Genomic DNA, 16,441 nt, shown 5'->3' with positions numbered 1-16,441 from the left:
GTGCATGCATTCACTCAAGCGCATTGCATGCATGCCGATTTCAGCCTTAGCTTCCCAAAAGCGCCGCAGATCAGCACGCGTTGGCGTTACGTCAGGAGGAACGGCACCCCATGCCCGCAACCGAAACCTTCCGCATCCCCAAGCACAGACGGCACGTCCCCACCGCCCGCCGGCAGGTGCGCAAAGCCCTCGCGAACCGGGGAGTCACCGACCAACTCGCCGACAGCGTGACGCTCCTCGCCAACGAACTCGTCACCAACGCCGTGACCCACTGCCGGACCTCCTGCGCCCAGGTCGAGGTGAAACTCAGCCTGCACGAGGCGCAGTTGATGTTGGAGGTCTCCGACCCCGACAGGGACAGGCTCCCCCGGTTGCACGACTCCGCTCCGGACGAGGAGGGCGGACGCGGACTGGTCCTCGTGGCGGCCCTGGCCGACGAGTGGGGTTGCTGGCAGGGGCCGTACACGAAGTGCGTGTGGGCGCTGTTCGCGCTCGGCGAGGCGGAGAGCGCTCGCACCCCGTCAACTCTGTGAGGTGCTCGCTCGACACCGCGGGGCCGGAGACGGGTGCCGTGCCGAAAACCGTGAGCACTCGGCGGGCATGTGTCACGTGAACGCTCAAATGAGCGCCATACGTACAGAAACGGCCAAAGCGGTCACGCCTTTGGAACGGTGTGTCCTCCCCTGGCCGTGGACGCATGTCCCGGCATCGCCACGTCGAGGCCGCCGCCCCACCGGGCAGTCGTGGAAAGCCACCCGTACCAGCTCGGCAAACGGTTCCAGAAGCGGTGGTCCTTCCGGCCATCGAGGTTCACCGGCAGTGGTCAGGATCTTGTGCCAAGCCGCTTCGACTGTGTTGGCTATGCCGTGATCGTGCAGGTCCTGCGGCTGGGGCCATGCCGCGGTCCTGTCAGCGGCTGTCGCAGCATCGGCCTCCTGACCACGACACCGATGGCATCGTCGGCTCGGCGCGGATGATGTCCGGAAACGCAGAAACCCCCGGCATGCCGGGGGCCCACGAGAGCAAGATCCTTTGGTTGCCCTCCGGGGAGCACATAGGACCTTGCCCAGCCAATGTCGCACTCCTCAAGCCGGACAGCAAGCCGCCTGGGGCCCGGCGCTGTGTACAGCCACTGCGCCGGGCCCCTGGTCACACGTCGCTCACGTCGCCGTGCAGGTCACGCTCGGTACGCTCCCGCCGCCGGGGGCGCCCCCGAAGCCGAAGCTCGTCGAACCGCCCGTCGGGACCGCGCCGTTGTGGGTGGCGTTGGTCGCGGTGACGGTCGTACCGGACTGGGTGTACGAGGCGTTCCACATGGTGGTGATCCGCTGGGTGCCGCTCCAGGTCCACGTCACCTTCCAGGACTTCAGCGGTACGGTCCCGGTGTTGGTGACCTTCACGTCGGCGTTGAAGCCGCCGCCCCAGTCGCTGCTGACGGTGTAGGCGGCACTGCACGCGGGCCCGTCGCCCCCGGGACCACCCGGGTCGCCCGGGCCGCCGGGGTCGCCCGCCGGGAACCCCGGCGCCTTGACGGCCGCGAGGTAGCCGTCCTTGGCCGTGTCCACGGTCGTCCAGTCGTCCTTCAGGATGCCCCCGGTGTCACCGGAGTTGGGATTCCAGGACCAGAAGGTCCAGTGGAAGCTGTCGGCGCCGTGCTCCGACGTCGACCGCAGGTACGTCACCAGTGCGGACAGCCACCGCTGGTCCACGCCCGACTGGAGCGTCGTGCCGAACTCGCCGAGCCAGACCGGGGCGATGTTCTGCTTGAAGATGTAGCCCCAGTACTTGTCCCAGATCCCGGGCATGTTGGCGGGGAACGACGGGTCCTCGAACCAGGGCTGCCGGCCCACGCTGGTGGCGTAGTCGTGGGCGGAGTAGACGAGCCGGTCCGGCACGGCCAGGCGGACCGGGTGCTCGGCGACGCCCATCAGGTTGCCGCCCCACCAGCCGTTGACCCCGTTGTACGACTGCACGCCCTCGACGAAGACCAGCAGGTCGGGATTGACGGACAGCACCGCGTTGCCGGCCCGCTCGGCGGCCAGTCGCCAGTCCCTCGCGGTGTCGCCGCAGCCCCAGCAGGCGGGATCGTGGGGCTCGTTGTGCAGGTCGATGCCGATGACGGTCGGATCACCCTTGTAACGGGCCGCGAGCGCCTTGAGGTTGGTGATCCACGTCGATTCGGGGACGGCGGAGGTGTACCAGAGCGCGGACTGCCCGGCCGCGTCCGGACGGTGCCGGTCGAGCACGACCTTCAGGCCCGACTGCCCCGCGTACGCCACGATCCGGTCCATGACCTGGAGCGAGGTCAGGCCGCGCAGGTCGGTGTTGATGTCGTCGTGGCTGATGCTGTCGGGCACGGCGCCCGGTTTGAGGACGTCGTCGCTGTAGGGGAGGCGGATCGTGTTGTAGCCCAGCGACTTCATCTGGTCGATCATGCTCTTGTAGTCGCGGGCCCACAGGCCGTGGGCCGCACGGGTGTCGGTCTCGAAGCCGAACCAGTTGACGCCGGCGATGCGTACGGACCGCCCGGCCGCGTCCAGGATCCGCCGGCCGTCGGTGTGCCAGTAGCCCTCGCCCGCCATCGCGGTGCGCGCCGGGCCGTCGCCCCGCTCCACCGAACCGGCCGACGGCGCGCCCGCCAGCGGCAGCAGGAACGCCGCCACGGCCACGCACAGCGCTCTTCGCAAGCTGCGGAACATGTCGCTGCTTCCTCTCGGAGGGACAGGCCCGGAACAGATGGGAGCGCTCCCATCGCCTTGCACCCCCATGCAAGCCATCTCGCATGGGCACGTCAAGAAGGCGGACGGTATTCGCGCCTCCGAACACCGTCTCGGCTGCGCATCCTGACTGGAACGGGGAGGTGCCGGTACGTCGACGTGCCAGCGGATGACAGACCGGCGGATCGGTGCCTGTATGGAGGTATGACCACCTCGCACACCCACCCGGAACGCACCCACCCGGAACTGACGGACTTCGCCGGGCAGTGGGCGGTGCTGCTCACCAGCCACCGCAGGAACGGCACGGGCGTGGGCACCGCCGTGAACCTCGCCGTGGAGGGCGACCACGCCTATTTCCGCACCCCAGGCAAGGCCAAGAAGGTCAAACGCCTGCGCCTCGACCCAGTGGTGGAACTGGCCCCCGCCACCCCCGACGGCAAGCCGGTCGGACCGGAGATGCGTGCCCAGGTCCGGCTGCTGAACCAGGGGAGCGGGGAGGACCGGCACGCGGCACGGCTGCTACGGCGCAAGTACCCGGTCGTGCAGGGCGCCCTGGTCCCGCTCGCGCACCGGCTGATGCGGACGCAGACGCTCCACTACGAGGTGCGGACGGCGCCCGCGGACGGCACCGCGTGACCGCCCGCCGGATCAGCCCCGTCGGCGCCGGCGCCCCAGCCCGAACAGGACCGCGCAGACGACGGCCACGGCGGCCACGGCGGCCACGGCACCGATCGTGAGGCCGTCACCGGAACCGGCGCCGACACCGCCCTCCGAGCCCTCGTCCCCCGCCTGTGAGCCTCCGCCCGAGGAGCCCGACGAGCCCGACGAGGACGCCGACCCCGAGCCGCCACCGCCGGGCGCCTCCCGGGCCTCGACCGGGCTCTGCTCGCCCTCGCTCCCGTACATCAGCCGGGAGCCGTCGGCGGAGTAGCTGACGGACTCGCCCTGCCCCTGGAGCGGCACGCTGAGCCGCCCCTTGCGCTCGATCTTCCCGTCCCGGGCGTCGTCCCACGCGTAGTGGATCCCGCCGAAGTACCCGCGCACGGCGAGCTGCCGGCCGTCCGGGGAGAACGCGGCGTCGGTGGCCCACAGCTCGACGGGCGCGACGGGCTCGAAGACGTTGCCGCCCGAGGCGGAGAGTTCGGCCGGCCCCTCGTACAGGTGCCCGCCCTCCTCCTTCTTGTCGACGATGTAGACGCGTCCGGTCTTCGGGTGCACCACGAGGGACTCGGCGTCGCGGGCCCCGTCGGAGTACGTCACGACGTACTGCGTGGCCCGCACGGTCTGGTCCCGCAACTCCTTCGGCTCGGGCAGCTCGTAGATCCACACATGCGGCCAGGTGCCCCCGAGGTTGTCGCCGATGTCGCCGACGAAGATCCGGTTGTCCGGCCCGATGGAGATCGCCTCGACGTCCCGGGGTTCGCCGATGCCGGTGAGGGTGAGCCGGGCGACGGTGTCGCCGGTGGCACTGTCCACGGCGTAGAGGTAGGGGCCGTCGTCGCTGTCGTTGTGGGTCCAGTAGACGCCCGGGTGGAGGCGGGAGGCGGCGAGACCGCTGGACTCGGTGATGCGCGGGTCCTTGATCGTGAACCCCTCGTCGCCGTCGGCTGCGGAGGCGGGGGCGGCGGGTGCGGTGAGCGAGGCGGTCGCTCCGAGGAGAAGGGCCGCGGCGAGCAGGGCGGAGGGTCGGCGCATGGCCCAAGACTGCCATCCCGCCGCCGTCTTGACGGCAGGTGGTCGGTCTCACATCGCGGCGGCCGGGCCGATCGACGATGATGACCGGGTGCTCAGGTTCATGCCCGTCGGCGACTCGATGACCATCGGGAGCGCGGGTGAACACACCTGGCGCTACCGCCTGTGGCAGCACCTGTGCACGGAGTACGGCGGCCCCTTCACCTTCGTCGGCCCGCGCGAGACGCTGCACGACCGGGCGACGGACGCCCCCACCTCGTACGCCTACGCCGAGCCCGACTTCCCCCGGGCCCACCTGGCCGGCTGGGGCGAGGGCTGGCAGCACATGGCGCCGCTGATCGGCGAGACCGTCCGCTCCCAGCGCGTCGACGTGCTCCTGGTCTCCCTGGGCCTGATCGACCTCGGCTTCTACACCAACGCCGAGCAGACCGCGGACAACGTCCGTGCCTTCGTCGCCGGGGCGCGGGCGGCCAACCGCCGCGTCCGGCTGGTCCTGCTCCCGGTGATCCCCAACATCCGCGCGGAGGCCGACCCGTCCTTCGCCACCGAGGTCACCCGCTTCAACGAACTCCTCGCGAAGACGGCCGCCGACCTCGACACCCCGGGCTCCCCGCTCCTCCTGGCCGCCGTCCCGCCGTCGTACGACATCCACACCGACACCTACGACGGCACCCACCCCAACACGACCGGCGAACACAAGATCGCGGAGGCCTTCGCGGAGGCGATGTACGGGGGCTGGGAGCTGGGCGGGCCCTACGCCGCGTCCTGCACGCCGTAACCGGCGACGGCGCTGCGGCGGCATATGCGCCTTTCCCCGTGTCCCGGTCACCGTGCGTATCGTTGTACCGCGCGGCCGTACTCGTCCGTGGAGCGGCCGGGGAGGAGCGCCACGATGACCGTCCTTGAAGACAGGATCACCATGGCCGACAGCAACACGCAGCGCTTGGACGAGTGGTTCGAGCGGCTGGAGCGGATGCCCGTCCCCGAAGGATTCAGGGTCGAGATCGTCGGGGGCAACGTCTACATGACACCGCAGCGGGACACCCATTGGGCAATCATCTTCAAGATGGCCATGGCCGTTGAGGCCCGGTTCGGGGAGGACGTCAAGGTCTTCTCGGACGTCCGCATCGACTTCCCCGGCCACGAGAACGGCCTCTGCCCCGACGTGGCCGTGCTTCGCGCCTCCGCCGAGAAGGACGGCGAAGGCCGCTGGCGCTACGAGGACGTCGAGTTCGTCTTCGAGGTCATCTCCGAGGGCACGGCCGCCAACGACTACGGCCCGAAGAAGGCCGCCTACGCGACCGCCGAGGTCCCCCTCTACGTCATCGCCGACCCCTACCGGGGTCGCTGCTACATCTACACCGACCCCAAGAACGGCGACTACGTCACCAGGACGCGGGTGGACTTCGGCGACGACATCGATCTGACGGGCACCGTGGCCGACCTGACCATGAGGACCAGCGGCTTCCCCCGGGACCGGCCTCCCCTTGCATAGAGCGCGCTCCAAGACGTTGGCTTGGTGCTCATGGAGTACACGCAGCTCGGACGCACGGGACTCAAGGTCGGTCGGCTCGTCCTCGGGACGATGAACTTCGGTCCGCAGACCGACGAGGCCGACTCTCACGCCATCATGGACGCGGCGCTGGACGCCGGGATCAATCTCTTCGACACCGCCAACGTGTACGGCTGGGGCGAGAACAAGGGCCGTACCGAGAGCATCATCGGCAACTGGTTCGCCAAGGGCGGCGAGCGGCGCGACAAGGTCGTGCTCGCCACCAAGGTGTACGGGAACATGGGCGCCGACGGCGAGGCGTGGCCCAACCACGACAAGCTGTCCGCCCTGAACATCCGGCGGGCCGTGGACGCCTCGCTGAAGCGGCTGCAGACGGACCGCATCGACCTCTACCAGTTCCACCACATCGACCGCAGCACGCGGTTCGACGAGATCTGGCAGGCCGTCGACGTCCTGATCCAGCAGGGGAAGATCCTCTACGTGGGGTCGTCCAACTTCCCCGGGTACAAGATCGCCCAGGCCAACGAGGTCGCGGCCCGGCGCGGCGGGACCATCGGCCTGGTGAGCGAGCAGTGCCTGTACAACCTCGCCGAGCGCCGCGCCGAGATGGAGGTCATCCCGGCCGCGCAGGACTACGGGCTCGGAGTCATCCCCTGGTCGCCGCTGCACGGCGGTCTGCTGGGCGGAGTCATCAAGAAGGAGGTCCAGGGCGGGCGCCGCGCGTCCGGACGGGCCGCCGAGACGCTCGCCGACCCCGCCGCCCGCGCTCAGATCCAGGCGTACGAGGACCTGCTCGACAAGCACGGCGTCGAGCCCGGCGAGGCGGCGCTGGCCTGGCTGCTCACCCGGCCCGGGGTGACGGGCCCGATCGTCGGTCCGCGCACCACCGAGCAGCTGGCGTCGGCGCTGCGGGCGGTCGAGCTGAAGCTGAGCGAGGAGCTGCTGACCTCGCTGGACGAGATCTTCCCGGGCCCGGGACCGTCCCCGGAGGCCTTCGCCTGGTAGGACGCCGCCTTCCCGGCGGGCACGCCGGGAACGCCGGGGGTGCCTGGCGGCGGGGCTAGTATCCGAGCGCCGCCGCCAGGGCCACCACCGCGAACATCATTACGAGCGCACCGGCCATGATCCGGTTCCGGGTTTTCGGGTCCACGCCTTCGAGCCTAACCGGCCGCCCCGAGTGGGCAGCGCGCGACCACCTCGTAACGGGGCTGCTCGCCCGGCACCCCCGACCTCGGCAGGTTGCTGCGCACCAGTGCCAGCTCGCCCACGGTCCAGGTGCGGCTCCGGAACCGCCCCAGGGCCTCCACGTACGGCCGTACGTCGGCGCCGGTCCGGCTGCGGGCCAGCGTCAGGTGGGCCTTGTAGCGGCGGTGCTCCCCCATCGCCACGCCCGCCCTGCGCCCCGCCGCCTCCGTACGGTCGGCGAACAGGCTCAGGGTGCGTAGGTCGCCGTCCGCCCCGGTCCACAGGGCCCGTCCGTGGCCGAACTGACCACCGCCGCACAGCGCCAGCTCGAAGGGTTCGCTCCGGGACGCGGCCCGCTCCAGGCGGGCGGTCAGCTCGGGGACGAGGTCGTCGTCGACCTCACCGTAGAAGGCGAGCGTGAAGTGCCAGCCGGGCCGCCCGGTCCAGCGCAGGGCGTCCGCGCCGGGCAGCCGCCGCAGCTCCTCGACCTCGACGGCGAGCTCACGGATCACGTCCTCGGGCGGCACCACGGCGGCGAAGAGTCTCATGCCTCCAGTCTCACCGGGAACGCGTGTACGCCCACGCGTGTCCCGGTCACCGTGCGCATCGTTGCACTGCGCGGCCGCACCCGTGCGGGTGCGGCCGGGAGGAGCACCATCGATGACCGAGTGCACCGGCGAACTCACGCTCGACATGATGTTCGAGTGGCTGGAGAAGGCGCCCGTTCCCGAGGAATACAAGACCGAGATCGTCGGGGGCCACATCTTCCTGACGCCCCACCGGGACACCCACTGGGAGATCATCGCGAACATCTACGACCGGCTGCGCGCCGAGTACCCACGCAAGCGCGTGAAGTCCGACGTCCGCATCGACTACCCGGGGTACCTCAACGGCTTCGCCTCCGATGTCACGTTGCTGGCCGAAGGCGCCGACAAGAATGCCAAAGGGCTGTGGAGCTGCGAGGACGTCGAATTCGTCGCCGAGGTGATCTCCAAGAAGACCGGCGCCGACGACTACGGCTCCAAGAAGGACGCCTACGCCACCGCCGGTGTGCCCGTGTACCTGATCGTGGATCCGTACACCGGCGAGTGGCACCTGTACACCCTGCCGAAGGACGGCGCGTACCGCGGGGCGGTCCGGCTTCCCTCCGGTGAGGAGGTCGACCTGACCGGGACGGTCGTCGGTCTGGTGCTCAAGACCGACGAGTTCCCCCGCGACTGACCGCGGGGGAACTCGTCGGGGCAGCGGGTCCGGCCGTCAGGCCACCGCTGTCAGCTCCCGTTGCCGTTCCCTCGGCACGAACCGCACCTGGGGGTGGCCCCTGGTCCAGCCGACCGTCAGGCGCAGGTTGCCGACGCGGGCCAGGATCAGGCCGATCACCGCGGCGGCGAGGGCCGCGACGGCACCGCCCACCGCGAAGCCGAGACGGGCGCCGTAGGTGTCGGTGATCCAGCCGACGATCGGGGCGCCGACGGGTGCGCCACCGAGGAAGACCATCATGTACAGGGCCATGACGCGGCCGCGTACGGCCGGGTCGGTGGACATCTGGATGCTGGTGTTGGTGGTGACGTTGACCGTCATGGCGAACAGGCCGATCGGGATCATGAGCAGGGCGAACAGCCACAGGGTGGGCGCCCCGGCCGCCACGATCTCCAGTCCGCCGAAGGCCAGCGCGGCCAGGATCAGCAGCCGCAGGCGGGCCGTGCCGCGCCGGGCGGCGAGCAGGGCGCCGGCCAGGGAGCCGACCGCCATCAGGGTGTTGAACAGGCTGTAGACGCCCGCGCCCCCGTGGAAGACGTCGTCGGCGAAGGCCGAGAGGTAGACGGGGAAGTTGAAGGCGAACGTGCCGATGAAGCCGACCAGGACGATCGGCCAGACCAGCTCGGGGCGCCCGGCGACGTAGCGCAGCCCCTCCCGCAGCTGCCCCTTGCCGCGCGGGGACGGCGTGACGGCGTGCAGTTCGCGGGCCCGCATCATCATCAGGCCGGCCAGCGGCGCGATGAAGGACAGGCCGTTGAGGAGGAACGCCCAGCCCGTGCCGACGCCGGTGATCAGCAGGCCCGCGACGGCGGGACCGACCAGGCGGGCGGACTGGAAGTTCGCGGAGTTCAGGCTGACCGCGTTCTGCAGCTGACCGGGGCCGACCAGCTCGGCGACGAAGGACTGGCGGGCGGGGTTGTCGACCACCGTCGCCAGACCGGTGACGAAGGCGGCGACGTAGACGTGCCAGACCTCGACCTGTCCGGTGAGGGTGAGGGCGGCGAGCGCCAGCGAGGTGAGGGCCATCGCCGACTGGGTGACGAGCAGTGTGGGGCGCTTGCGCAGGCGGTCCACGAGGACGCCGCCGTACAGGCCGAACAGCAGCATCGGCAGGAACTGCAGGGCCGTGGTGATGCCGACGGCGGCCGAGGAGGCGGTGAGGGTGAGCACCAGCCAGTCCTGGGCGATGCGCTGCATCCAGGTGCCGATGTTGGAGACGACCTGGCCGATGAAGAACAGGCGGTAGTTCCTGACCTGCAACGAGGAGAACATCCGGGACGTGCGGATGTTCCGCCCCTGCTTTTCGGGGGCGGGCGGCGTGTCGACGCCGGTGGGGATGTCGTGGGTGTCCGGTCCGGGGGCGGAGTCTGCTCCGGGTCCCGTACTCAAGGTTCGCCTCCTGGTGACAGCTGCTGGATTGCTGGATTGCTGGATCGCTGGATTGCTCAGATGTGCGCGAGCTTCTCCAGCACGGGGGCGGCGGCACGGAGCTTCGCCCATTCGTCCTCGTCGAGTTCCTCGGCGAGGGTGGCCAGGAAGACGTTCCGCTTGCGGCGGCTCTCGGCGAGCATCGCCTCGGCCTGCTCGGTCTGCGTCACGACCTTCTGGCGCCGGTCGTCGGGGTGCGGCTCCAGCCGGACCAGCCCCTTGCCCTCCAGCAGGGCCACGATGCGGGTCATCGAGGGCGGCTGGACGTGCTCCTTGCGGGCGAGCTCGCCCGGGGTGGCTTGGCCGCAGCGGGCCAGGGTGCCCAGCACCGACATCTCGGCGGGACTGAGCGACTCGTCGACGCGCTGGTGCCTGAGCCGACGGGACAGTCGCATCACGGCGGATCGAAGGGCGTTGACGGCGGCCGCGTCGTCGCCATGGCTGAGGTCGGGCATGTTCTTTAGCATAACTCATTACCTTCGCTAAAGGACCGGTCGGGACGCACTCGAACCCCGTCCGCGCCCGTGACATCGGCCACTCGTGTCACAGAGCACGCCATACGGCACGCCATAGATCACTCGTACGGGTGATCTCTGCGCGGAACGGGGCACACCGGGCCGGAGAGTGCGGCAAGGCTCATGCCCATGGGGACCGACGTACTCAGCCTGCGCATGGACCAGGAACTGCTCGAAAGACTCCGGAGCCATGCCGCCAAACGCGGAATGAGCGTCCAGGACTATGTCGTCCAGACGCTCATTCGCGATGACTTCGACCAGCGGTTCCAGACCGCCGTCGAGGAGACGGAGAAGTTCTACGGCGTGACCTGAGCCCGTACCGGGCCGGTCAGGTCGGTACGGGCTCAGGTCAGACCGTGTCGGGTCAGGTCAGCCCCAGGGCCGGCATCAGGTAGTAGAAGGCGAAGACCGCCGACACCGCGTACATCGCCACCGGGACATCCCGGCCGCGCCCGGCCGCCAGGCGCAGCAGCACGAAGGCGATGAAGCCCATGCCGATGCCGTTGGTGATCGAGTAGGTGAACGGCATCATCACCATGGTCACGAAGGCCGGGACGGCGATCGTGTAGTCCGCCCAGTCGATCTCCTTGATCGAGCCCGCCAGGATCAGGAAGCCGACCGCGAACAGCGCCGGGGTGGCCGCCTGGGACGGCACCATCGTGGCGACGGGCGTGAGGAACAGCGCGGCGGCGAACAGCGCGCCGGTGACGACGTTCGCGAAGCCGGTGCGCGCGCCCTCGCCGACGCCGGCCGTGGACTCCACGAAGGCGGTGGTGGCGGAGGCGGAGCCGACACCGCCCGCGGCGACCCCGACACCGTCGATGAACAGGACCTTGTTGATGCCGGGCATCTGGCCGTCGGCGTCGGTCAGCTTGGCCTCGTCGGAGACGCCCATGATCGTGCCCATCGCGTCGAAGAAGCACGACAGCAGCACGGTGAAGACGAACAGGACGCCGGTCAGCACGCCGACCTTGGCGAAGCCGCCGAACAGGCTGACCTCGCCGATCAGGCCGAAGTCGGGGGTGGCGACGGGGTTGCCGGGCCAGGTCGGGTTCGTCAGGCCCCAGGAGGGGATGTCGGCCACGGCGTTGATGACCATGGCGAGGACCGTCATCGCGACGATCGAGATGAGGATCGCGCCGGGCACCTTGCGCACGATCAGCGCCAGCGTGAGCAGCGCGCCGAGGATGAAGACGAGGACCGGCCAGCCGGTGAGGTGGCCGCCGGTGCCGAGCTGGAGCGGGACGGTGGTCTGGGCGGCGTCCGGGATCCGGGAGACGAAACCGGAGTCGACCAGGCCGATCAGCATGATGAACAGGCCGATACCGATGGCGATGGCCTTGCGCAGACCGTACGGGACGGCGTTCATCACGCGCTCGCGCAGACCGGTGGCGACCAGCAGCATGACGACGAAGCCGGCCAGCACCACCATGCCCATCGCGTCGGGCCACGACATGCGCGGGGCGAGCTGGAGGGCGACGACCGAGTTCACGCCGAGGCCGGCGGCCAGCGCGATCGGCACGTTGCCGATGACGCCCATGAGCAGCGTGGTGAACGCCGCCGTCAGGGCGGTCGCGGTGACCAGCTGGCCGTTGTCGAGCTGGTTGCCGTACATGTCCTTCGCGCTGCCGAGGATGATCGGGTTCAGCACGATGATGTAGGCCATCGCGAAGAAGGTGGCGAATCCGCCACGGATCTCGCGGGGCAGGCTGCTGCCCCGCTCGGAGATCTTGAAGTAGCGGTCGAGTGCGCCGTACGCGGGCGCGGGCCCCGACTGATCGGGCAGGGGGGCCTTGCTGGGGGCCGACGTGGACATGCAGAACCTCATCACCGTCGGACTTCCGTCAAAGCCCTTTGGCGTTTCCTACGAGCAGAATGGGCCAGAGACAAACAGATTCAGTATGAAGATATAACGACATCCACGCTATCTCCGCGCGTAGACACATGCGGCTCGATGCGGCGAACCTCACCTTCGTCCACCCTCGTAAGCTGTCCGCATGGCCGCTTTCTTCTCGGGTCTCTCGCGCTGGTTCACGGGGACCCCCAAACACGAGGCGCCGGAGCCCCTGGAGGGCCCCGTGGTCGCCACCATCGTCGGCGGCACGATCATCTGGTTCGCGCTCTTCCTGGTGCAGCTGCCCTTCTACGGCTGGTTCGACGACCACGGCCACACCTGGTGGCTGTGGACCTGCCTGGCCGGCGGCGGGCTCGGGTTCATCGGCATCTGGTACGTCCGCCGGCGCGACGCCGCGATCAAGCGCGACCAAGCCGCGACAGCCGCGCGGGGCACGGAGACGGCAGCGTCGGTGGAAACGGTGGAGACAGCTGAGTCGGTGGAGACGGAACCGGCCGGCGGCCCCTCCGGCACCCCCTCCCCGTCGTCGGCCGACTGACCCCTCACCACTCCCGTACGACCACGGCACTACGGTCGCCCCGCGCCTCTCCTCCCCTGGTCGGATCTTCCGCGCATCCGGTGGGTGAAGCCGTGAAGCCGCACGTACCGTCGACTGCATGACGCATCTCGACGCGGACCCGCAGGCCGGTGCCGCGCGGCCCGGCACCGTCACCTCGCCGGTGACCGGCCTGACCGCCGCGGAGGTGGCGGAGCGGGTGGCCCTCGGGCAGGTCAACGACGTGCCGGTGCGCAGCAGCCGGTCCATGATCGAGATCGTCCGCGCGAACGTCTTCACCCGGTTCAACGCGATCATCGGCGTCCTCTGGGTGATCATGCTGAGCGTCGCGCCCATCCAGGACAGCCTGTTCGGCTTCGTGATCCTCGCCAACACCGGGATCGGCATCATCCAGGAGTGGCGGGCGAAGAAGACCCTGGACTCACTGGCGCTGATCGGCGAGGTGCGGCCCACGGTGCGCCGGGACGGGGCGAGCGCCGGGATCGGCACGTCCGAGATCGTGCTGGACGACCTGATCGAGATCGGGCCGGGCGACAAGGTCGTCGTCGACGGGGTGTGCGCCGAGGCGGACGCGCTGGAGATCGACGAGTCGCTGCTCACCGGCGAGGCCGATCCCGTGGTCAAGCGGCCCGGGGACCGGCTCATGTCCGGAAGCTTCGTGGTCGCGGGCGGCGGTTCCTTCCAGGCGACCAGGGTGGGACGCGAGGCGTACGCGGCGCAGCTCGCCGAGGAGGCGTCCCGGTTCACGCTGGTCCACTCCGAGCTGCGCTCGGGCATCTCCACGATCCTCAAGTACGTGACGTGGATGATGATCCCGACCGCGACCGGGCTGATCATCAGCCAGCTGGTCGTGAAGCACAACGAGCTGAAGAACTCCATCGCCCGCACGGTCGGCGGGATCGTGCCGATGGTGCCCGAGGGGCTGGTGCTGCTCACCTCGGTGGCCTTCGCCATCGGGGTGATCCGGCTGGGGCGCAAGCAGTGCCTGGTGCAGGAACTGCCCGCCATCGAGGGACTGGCCCGCGTCGACACGGTCTGCCTGGACAAGACCGGCACCCTCACCGAGGGCGGCATGGACGTCACCGGACTGCGGCTGCTCGACGGCGGCGACGAGACGTACGTGCGGAAGGTGCTGGGGGCCCTCGGCGCGTCCGATCCGCGGCCGAACGCGTCCCTCCGAGCTGTCGCCGACGCCTACCCGGACGCCGGGGACTGGCGCTGCACCGGCACCCTGCCGTTCTCCTCGGCCCGCAAGTACAGCGGCGCCACCTTCGCCGAGGGCGCCGAGGGCGACGAGGGCACCGGGCAACCGCCCGTCACCTGGCTGCTCGGAGCGCCCGACGTGCTGCTGGACGCCGACGACCCGGCCCTGGCCCGGACCACGCGGCTGAACGAGCAGGGGCTGCGGGTGCTGCTGCTCGCCCGCGCCGAGCGCGACGTGGACGTGGACGACCCTGACGCGGCCAAGGGTGTCCGCCCGACCGCGCTGGTACTGCTGGAGCAGCGGCTGCGGCCGGACGCGGCCGACACCCTGCGGTACTTCTCCGAGCAGAACGTCCGCGCCAAGGTCATCTCCGGCGACAACGCCGTGTCGGTCGGTGCGGTCGCGGCCAAGCTCGGGCTGAGCGGTACGACGGTCGACGCGCGCCGGCTGCCCGCCGAGCGGGACGAGATGGCCGAGGCGCTGGACCGGGGCACGGTGTTCGGACGGGTCGCCCCGCAGCAGAAGCGGGACATGGTGGGCGCGCTCCAGTCGCGCGGGCACACGGTCGCCATGACCGGCGACGGGGTGAACGACGTGCTGGCGCTGAAGGACGCCGACATCGGGGTGGCGATGGGCTCCGGCTCGGAGGCCACGCGCGCGGTCGCGCAGATCGTGCTGCTGAACAACAGTTTCGCCACCCTGCCGTCGGTGGTGGCCGAGGGGCGGCGGGTGATCGGCAACATCACCCGGGTCGCGACGCTGTTCCTGGTGAAGACCGTCTACTCGGTGCTGCTGGCGGTGCTGGTGGTGTGCTGGCAGGTGGAGTACCCGTTCCTGCCGCGCCATCTGACCCTGCTGTCCACGCTCACCATCGGCGTCCCGGCGTTCTTCCTGGCCCTCGCCCCCAACAAGGAGCGGGCCCGGCCGAACTTCGTACGGCGGGTCATGCGGTACGCGGTCCCGGGCGGGGTGCTGGCCGCGCTGGCGACGTTCGCCACGTACCTGCTCGCCCGCCACCACTACAGCGGTGAGGGGGCGTTGGAGGCGGAGACGAGCGCGGCGACGCTGACGCTGTTCCTGATCTCGCTGTGGGTGCTGGCGATCATCGCCCGGCCCTACACCTGGTGGCGGATCGGGCTGGTGGCGACGATGGCCGCGGGGTTCCTGCTGGTGCTGGTCGTGCCGTGGCTGCAGGAGTTCTTCGCGCTGAGGCTGGTGGGGATGACGATGCCGTGGATCGCGGTCGGCATCGCGGTGCTGGCGGCGGCCGTCCTGGAGTTCCTGTGGAGGCGGGTGGACCGCGTTTCCGCTTAGCGCTCGGCCCGCAGGGAGCGCTGGTTGCTTGTTTCCCTGCGGGCCGGTGGGGGCTGGTCGCGCCCGCGCGGCGGAGCCGCATGTCGACACAGCCCCGCGCCCCTTGCAGGGGCGTTTCGGTGAACCGCGTGACCAGCCCGGGCAGGGCTTACTTCACGTCGACGAAGTCACCGGCGGCCTTGACGGCCGGGGTGGTCGAGGTGCCCTCGAAGTTGTAGCGGTAGTAGCCGTCGACGGAGGCCTTGACCGTGGTCTTCAGGTCGCCCTTCGAGTTGGTCTTGATGGTCTTGATGGTGGTGTAGGTGCTGGAGTTCTTCTTGCGGAACTGCAGCTTCACCGACTGGTTCGTGTATCCGGCGTACCGGAGGGTCTCCCAGTTGGCGCGGGTCAGCTTGCCGGTGACCGTGATGGTCGCGCCCTTCTTCACCGGCTCGGGGGAGGCGTTGACGGTCAGCTTGGAGGCGCGCTGGAATTTGAAGGAGCCGGCCTTCTCCTTCCACAGGTAGTCGTCGTCGTTGGCGTCGATCCACGCTTCGACGTACCAGGTACCGGCGTTGGCATTGCTGAGGTAGTCGACCTTCGGGTCCACCAGCACCGAGGCGGTGCAGGTGGAGGTGGTGGAGCTGGAGGCCTTGCAGACGGGCTTGCTGGTCGAGGCGAACCCGTAGCCAGGGCCCATCAGCATGAACTCCTCGGCCCCCTTGATGCCCGAGTTGTCCTTGGCCGTCACGCTGACCTTGATGGTCTTCGGGCTGGAGGTGCCCACGGACACCTTGTTGTCTCCGTCGACGACGACCTTGGTGATCGTGGTGTCGCCCCACCCGCCGTCGGCCTGCGCGGCCGGGGCGGCGAGGGCAGAGAGGGCCAGGGCGCCGGAGACTGCGGCAACGGCGGCGGCTCGGATACGCATGCGTCCCCCATGGGGAGAAGGGGCCCCGCTGGTCGTCGTTCCCAACGGCTCGTCGTCACTTCCGGGGCCCGAGTGACCTGGAGTCTGTTGACTCAGGTGATCAGATACGTCACACCGGCGAATGGTTGTACGCGCAATCGAAAACTTGTGTGCGATTCTTGAAGATCAAGGTCACGGCCGCCGCGCGCCGCAAGCAGAGCCCGAAAGGCCAGAAGCATCTGAAGAACCCGAAGGAGGGTCCCGCATGATCACACCCGTCCGCGACAACCCCTGTCGGCATCATTCCCAGGCC

16 protein-coding genes are annotated in these 16,441 nt (G+C 69.7%); 9 read left to right on the top strand and 7 right to left on the bottom strand.

The features are described 5' to 3' along the window. The first annotated feature begins 110 nt into the window (after positions 1-110). Positions 111-533: an ATP-binding protein gene (locus JL475_RS16185; RefSeq protein ID WP_202278404.1), complete on the top strand. Its 423-nt coding sequence runs from the start codon at positions 111-113 to the stop codon at positions 531-533. A gap of 627 nt (positions 534-1,160) precedes the next feature. Here the strand turns inward: JL475_RS16185 and JL475_RS16180 are convergent. Next, positions 1,161-2,699, bottom strand: a complete 1,539-nt coding sequence (locus JL475_RS16180) for a cellulase family glycosylhydrolase (protein ID WP_202278403.1) — start codon at positions 2,697-2,699, stop codon at positions 1,161-1,163. A 222-nt stretch (positions 2,700-2,921) separates the two neighbouring features. Here JL475_RS16180 and JL475_RS16175 point away from each other — a divergent pair, with 222 nt between their 5' ends. Continuing rightward, positions 2,922-3,353: a PPOX class F420-dependent oxidoreductase gene (locus tag JL475_RS16175; RefSeq protein ID WP_202278402.1), complete on the top strand. Its 432-nt coding sequence runs from the start codon at positions 2,922-2,924 to the stop codon at positions 3,351-3,353. Positions 3,354-3,365: 12 nt separating this feature from the next. Here the strand turns inward: JL475_RS16175 and JL475_RS16170 are convergent, their stop codons facing one another. Next, a complete protein-coding gene (locus JL475_RS16170) occupies positions 3,366-4,412 on the bottom strand; it encodes a WD40 repeat domain-containing protein (protein ID WP_202278401.1) in 1,047 nt (348 codons plus the stop codon). Positions 4,413-4,500: 88 nt separating this feature from the next. Between JL475_RS16170 and JL475_RS16165 the strand changes: the two genes are divergently transcribed. From JL475_RS16165 to JL475_RS16155, 3 genes are all read left to right on the top strand, one after another. After that, the gene (locus JL475_RS16165; protein WP_202278400.1) at positions 4,501-5,187 is read left to right on the top strand and encodes an SGNH/GDSL hydrolase family protein; all 687 of its coding nucleotides are present in this window, start codon (positions 4,501-4,503) and stop codon (positions 5,185-5,187) included. Between the two features lie 114 nt (positions 5,188-5,301). After that, entirely contained in the window at positions 5,302-5,904 is a 603-nt protein-coding gene (locus JL475_RS16160) for a Uma2 family endonuclease (protein ID WP_202278399.1), read from the top strand. Positions 5,905-5,934: 30 nt separating this feature from the next. Further along, the gene (locus JL475_RS16155) at positions 5,935-6,927 is read left to right on the top strand and encodes an aldo/keto reductase (RefSeq protein ID WP_202278398.1); all 993 of its coding nucleotides are present in this window, start codon (positions 5,935-5,937) and stop codon (positions 6,925-6,927) included. A 155-nt stretch (positions 6,928-7,082) separates the two neighbouring features. Here JL475_RS16155 and thpR read toward each other — a convergent pair whose 3' ends face one another. After that, entirely contained in the window at positions 7,083-7,655 is a 573-nt protein-coding gene (thpR, locus tag JL475_RS16150) for an RNA 2',3'-cyclic phosphodiesterase (RefSeq protein WP_202278397.1), read from the bottom strand. Between the two features lie 112 nt (positions 7,656-7,767). Between thpR and JL475_RS16145 the strand changes: the two genes are divergently transcribed. Then, positions 7,768-8,328 (top strand): Uma2 family endonuclease, encoded by a 561-nt coding sequence (locus JL475_RS16145; RefSeq protein ID WP_202278396.1) that lies wholly within the window; start codon positions 7,768-7,770, stop codon positions 8,326-8,328. 36 nt (positions 8,329-8,364) lie between these two features. On the opposite strand, the gene JL475_RS16140 is transcribed toward JL475_RS16145, so the two are convergent. Together JL475_RS16140 and JL475_RS16135 are read right to left on the bottom strand one after the other, a co-directional pair. Continuing rightward, positions 8,365-9,756, bottom strand: a complete 1,392-nt coding sequence (locus JL475_RS16140) for an MFS transporter (protein ID WP_202278395.1) — start codon at positions 9,754-9,756, stop codon at positions 8,365-8,367. Between the two features lie 56 nt (positions 9,757-9,812). Beyond that, positions 9,813-10,250, bottom strand: a complete 438-nt coding sequence (locus JL475_RS16135; RefSeq protein ID WP_202278394.1) for a MarR family winged helix-turn-helix transcriptional regulator — start codon at positions 10,248-10,250, stop codon at positions 9,813-9,815. A gap of 189 nt (positions 10,251-10,439) precedes the next feature. Between JL475_RS16135 and JL475_RS16130 the strand changes: the two genes are divergently transcribed. Continuing rightward, on the top strand, positions 10,440-10,622 hold the full coding sequence (locus JL475_RS16130; protein WP_109379380.1) for a ribbon-helix-helix protein, CopG family: 183 nt from the start codon (positions 10,440-10,442) through the stop codon (positions 10,620-10,622). Positions 10,623-10,674: 52 nt separating this feature from the next. Here JL475_RS16130 and JL475_RS16125 read toward each other — a convergent pair whose 3' ends face one another. Next, positions 10,675-12,126 (bottom strand): NCS2 family permease, encoded by a 1,452-nt coding sequence (locus JL475_RS16125; protein WP_202278393.1) that lies wholly within the window; start codon positions 12,124-12,126, stop codon positions 10,675-10,677. 181 nt (positions 12,127-12,307) lie between these two features. Between JL475_RS16125 and JL475_RS16120 the strand changes: the two genes are divergently transcribed. Then, positions 12,308-12,703 carry a DUF2530 domain-containing protein gene (locus JL475_RS16120; RefSeq protein ID WP_237407257.1) on the top strand — a complete coding sequence of 132 codons (396 nt, stop codon included), beginning with the start codon at positions 12,308-12,310 and terminating at the stop codon, positions 12,701-12,703. Between the two features lie 118 nt (positions 12,704-12,821). Beyond that, complete coding sequence (locus JL475_RS16115; protein WP_202278392.1) at positions 12,822-15,239, top strand: cation-translocating P-type ATPase; 2,418 nt, start codon at positions 12,822-12,824, stop codon at positions 15,237-15,239. Between the two features lie 148 nt (positions 15,240-15,387). On the opposite strand, the gene JL475_RS16110 is transcribed toward JL475_RS16115, so the two are convergent. Then, positions 15,388-16,149, bottom strand: coding sequence for a calcium-binding protein (locus JL475_RS16110; protein ID WP_202278391.1), 762 nt, complete (start codon positions 16,147-16,149; stop codon positions 15,388-15,390). Positions 16,150-16,441: the final 292 nt, after the last annotated feature.

Origin of the sequence: Streptomyces sp. M2CJ-2, assembly GCF_016757295.1 — a bacterium.
In the GTDB taxonomy this organism is placed as follows: Bacteria; Actinomycetota; Actinomycetes; order Streptomycetales; family Streptomycetaceae; genus Streptomyces.
Note: the sequence above shows the minus strand (reverse complement) of the source record. Positions and strands in the feature narration are given on the sequence as shown.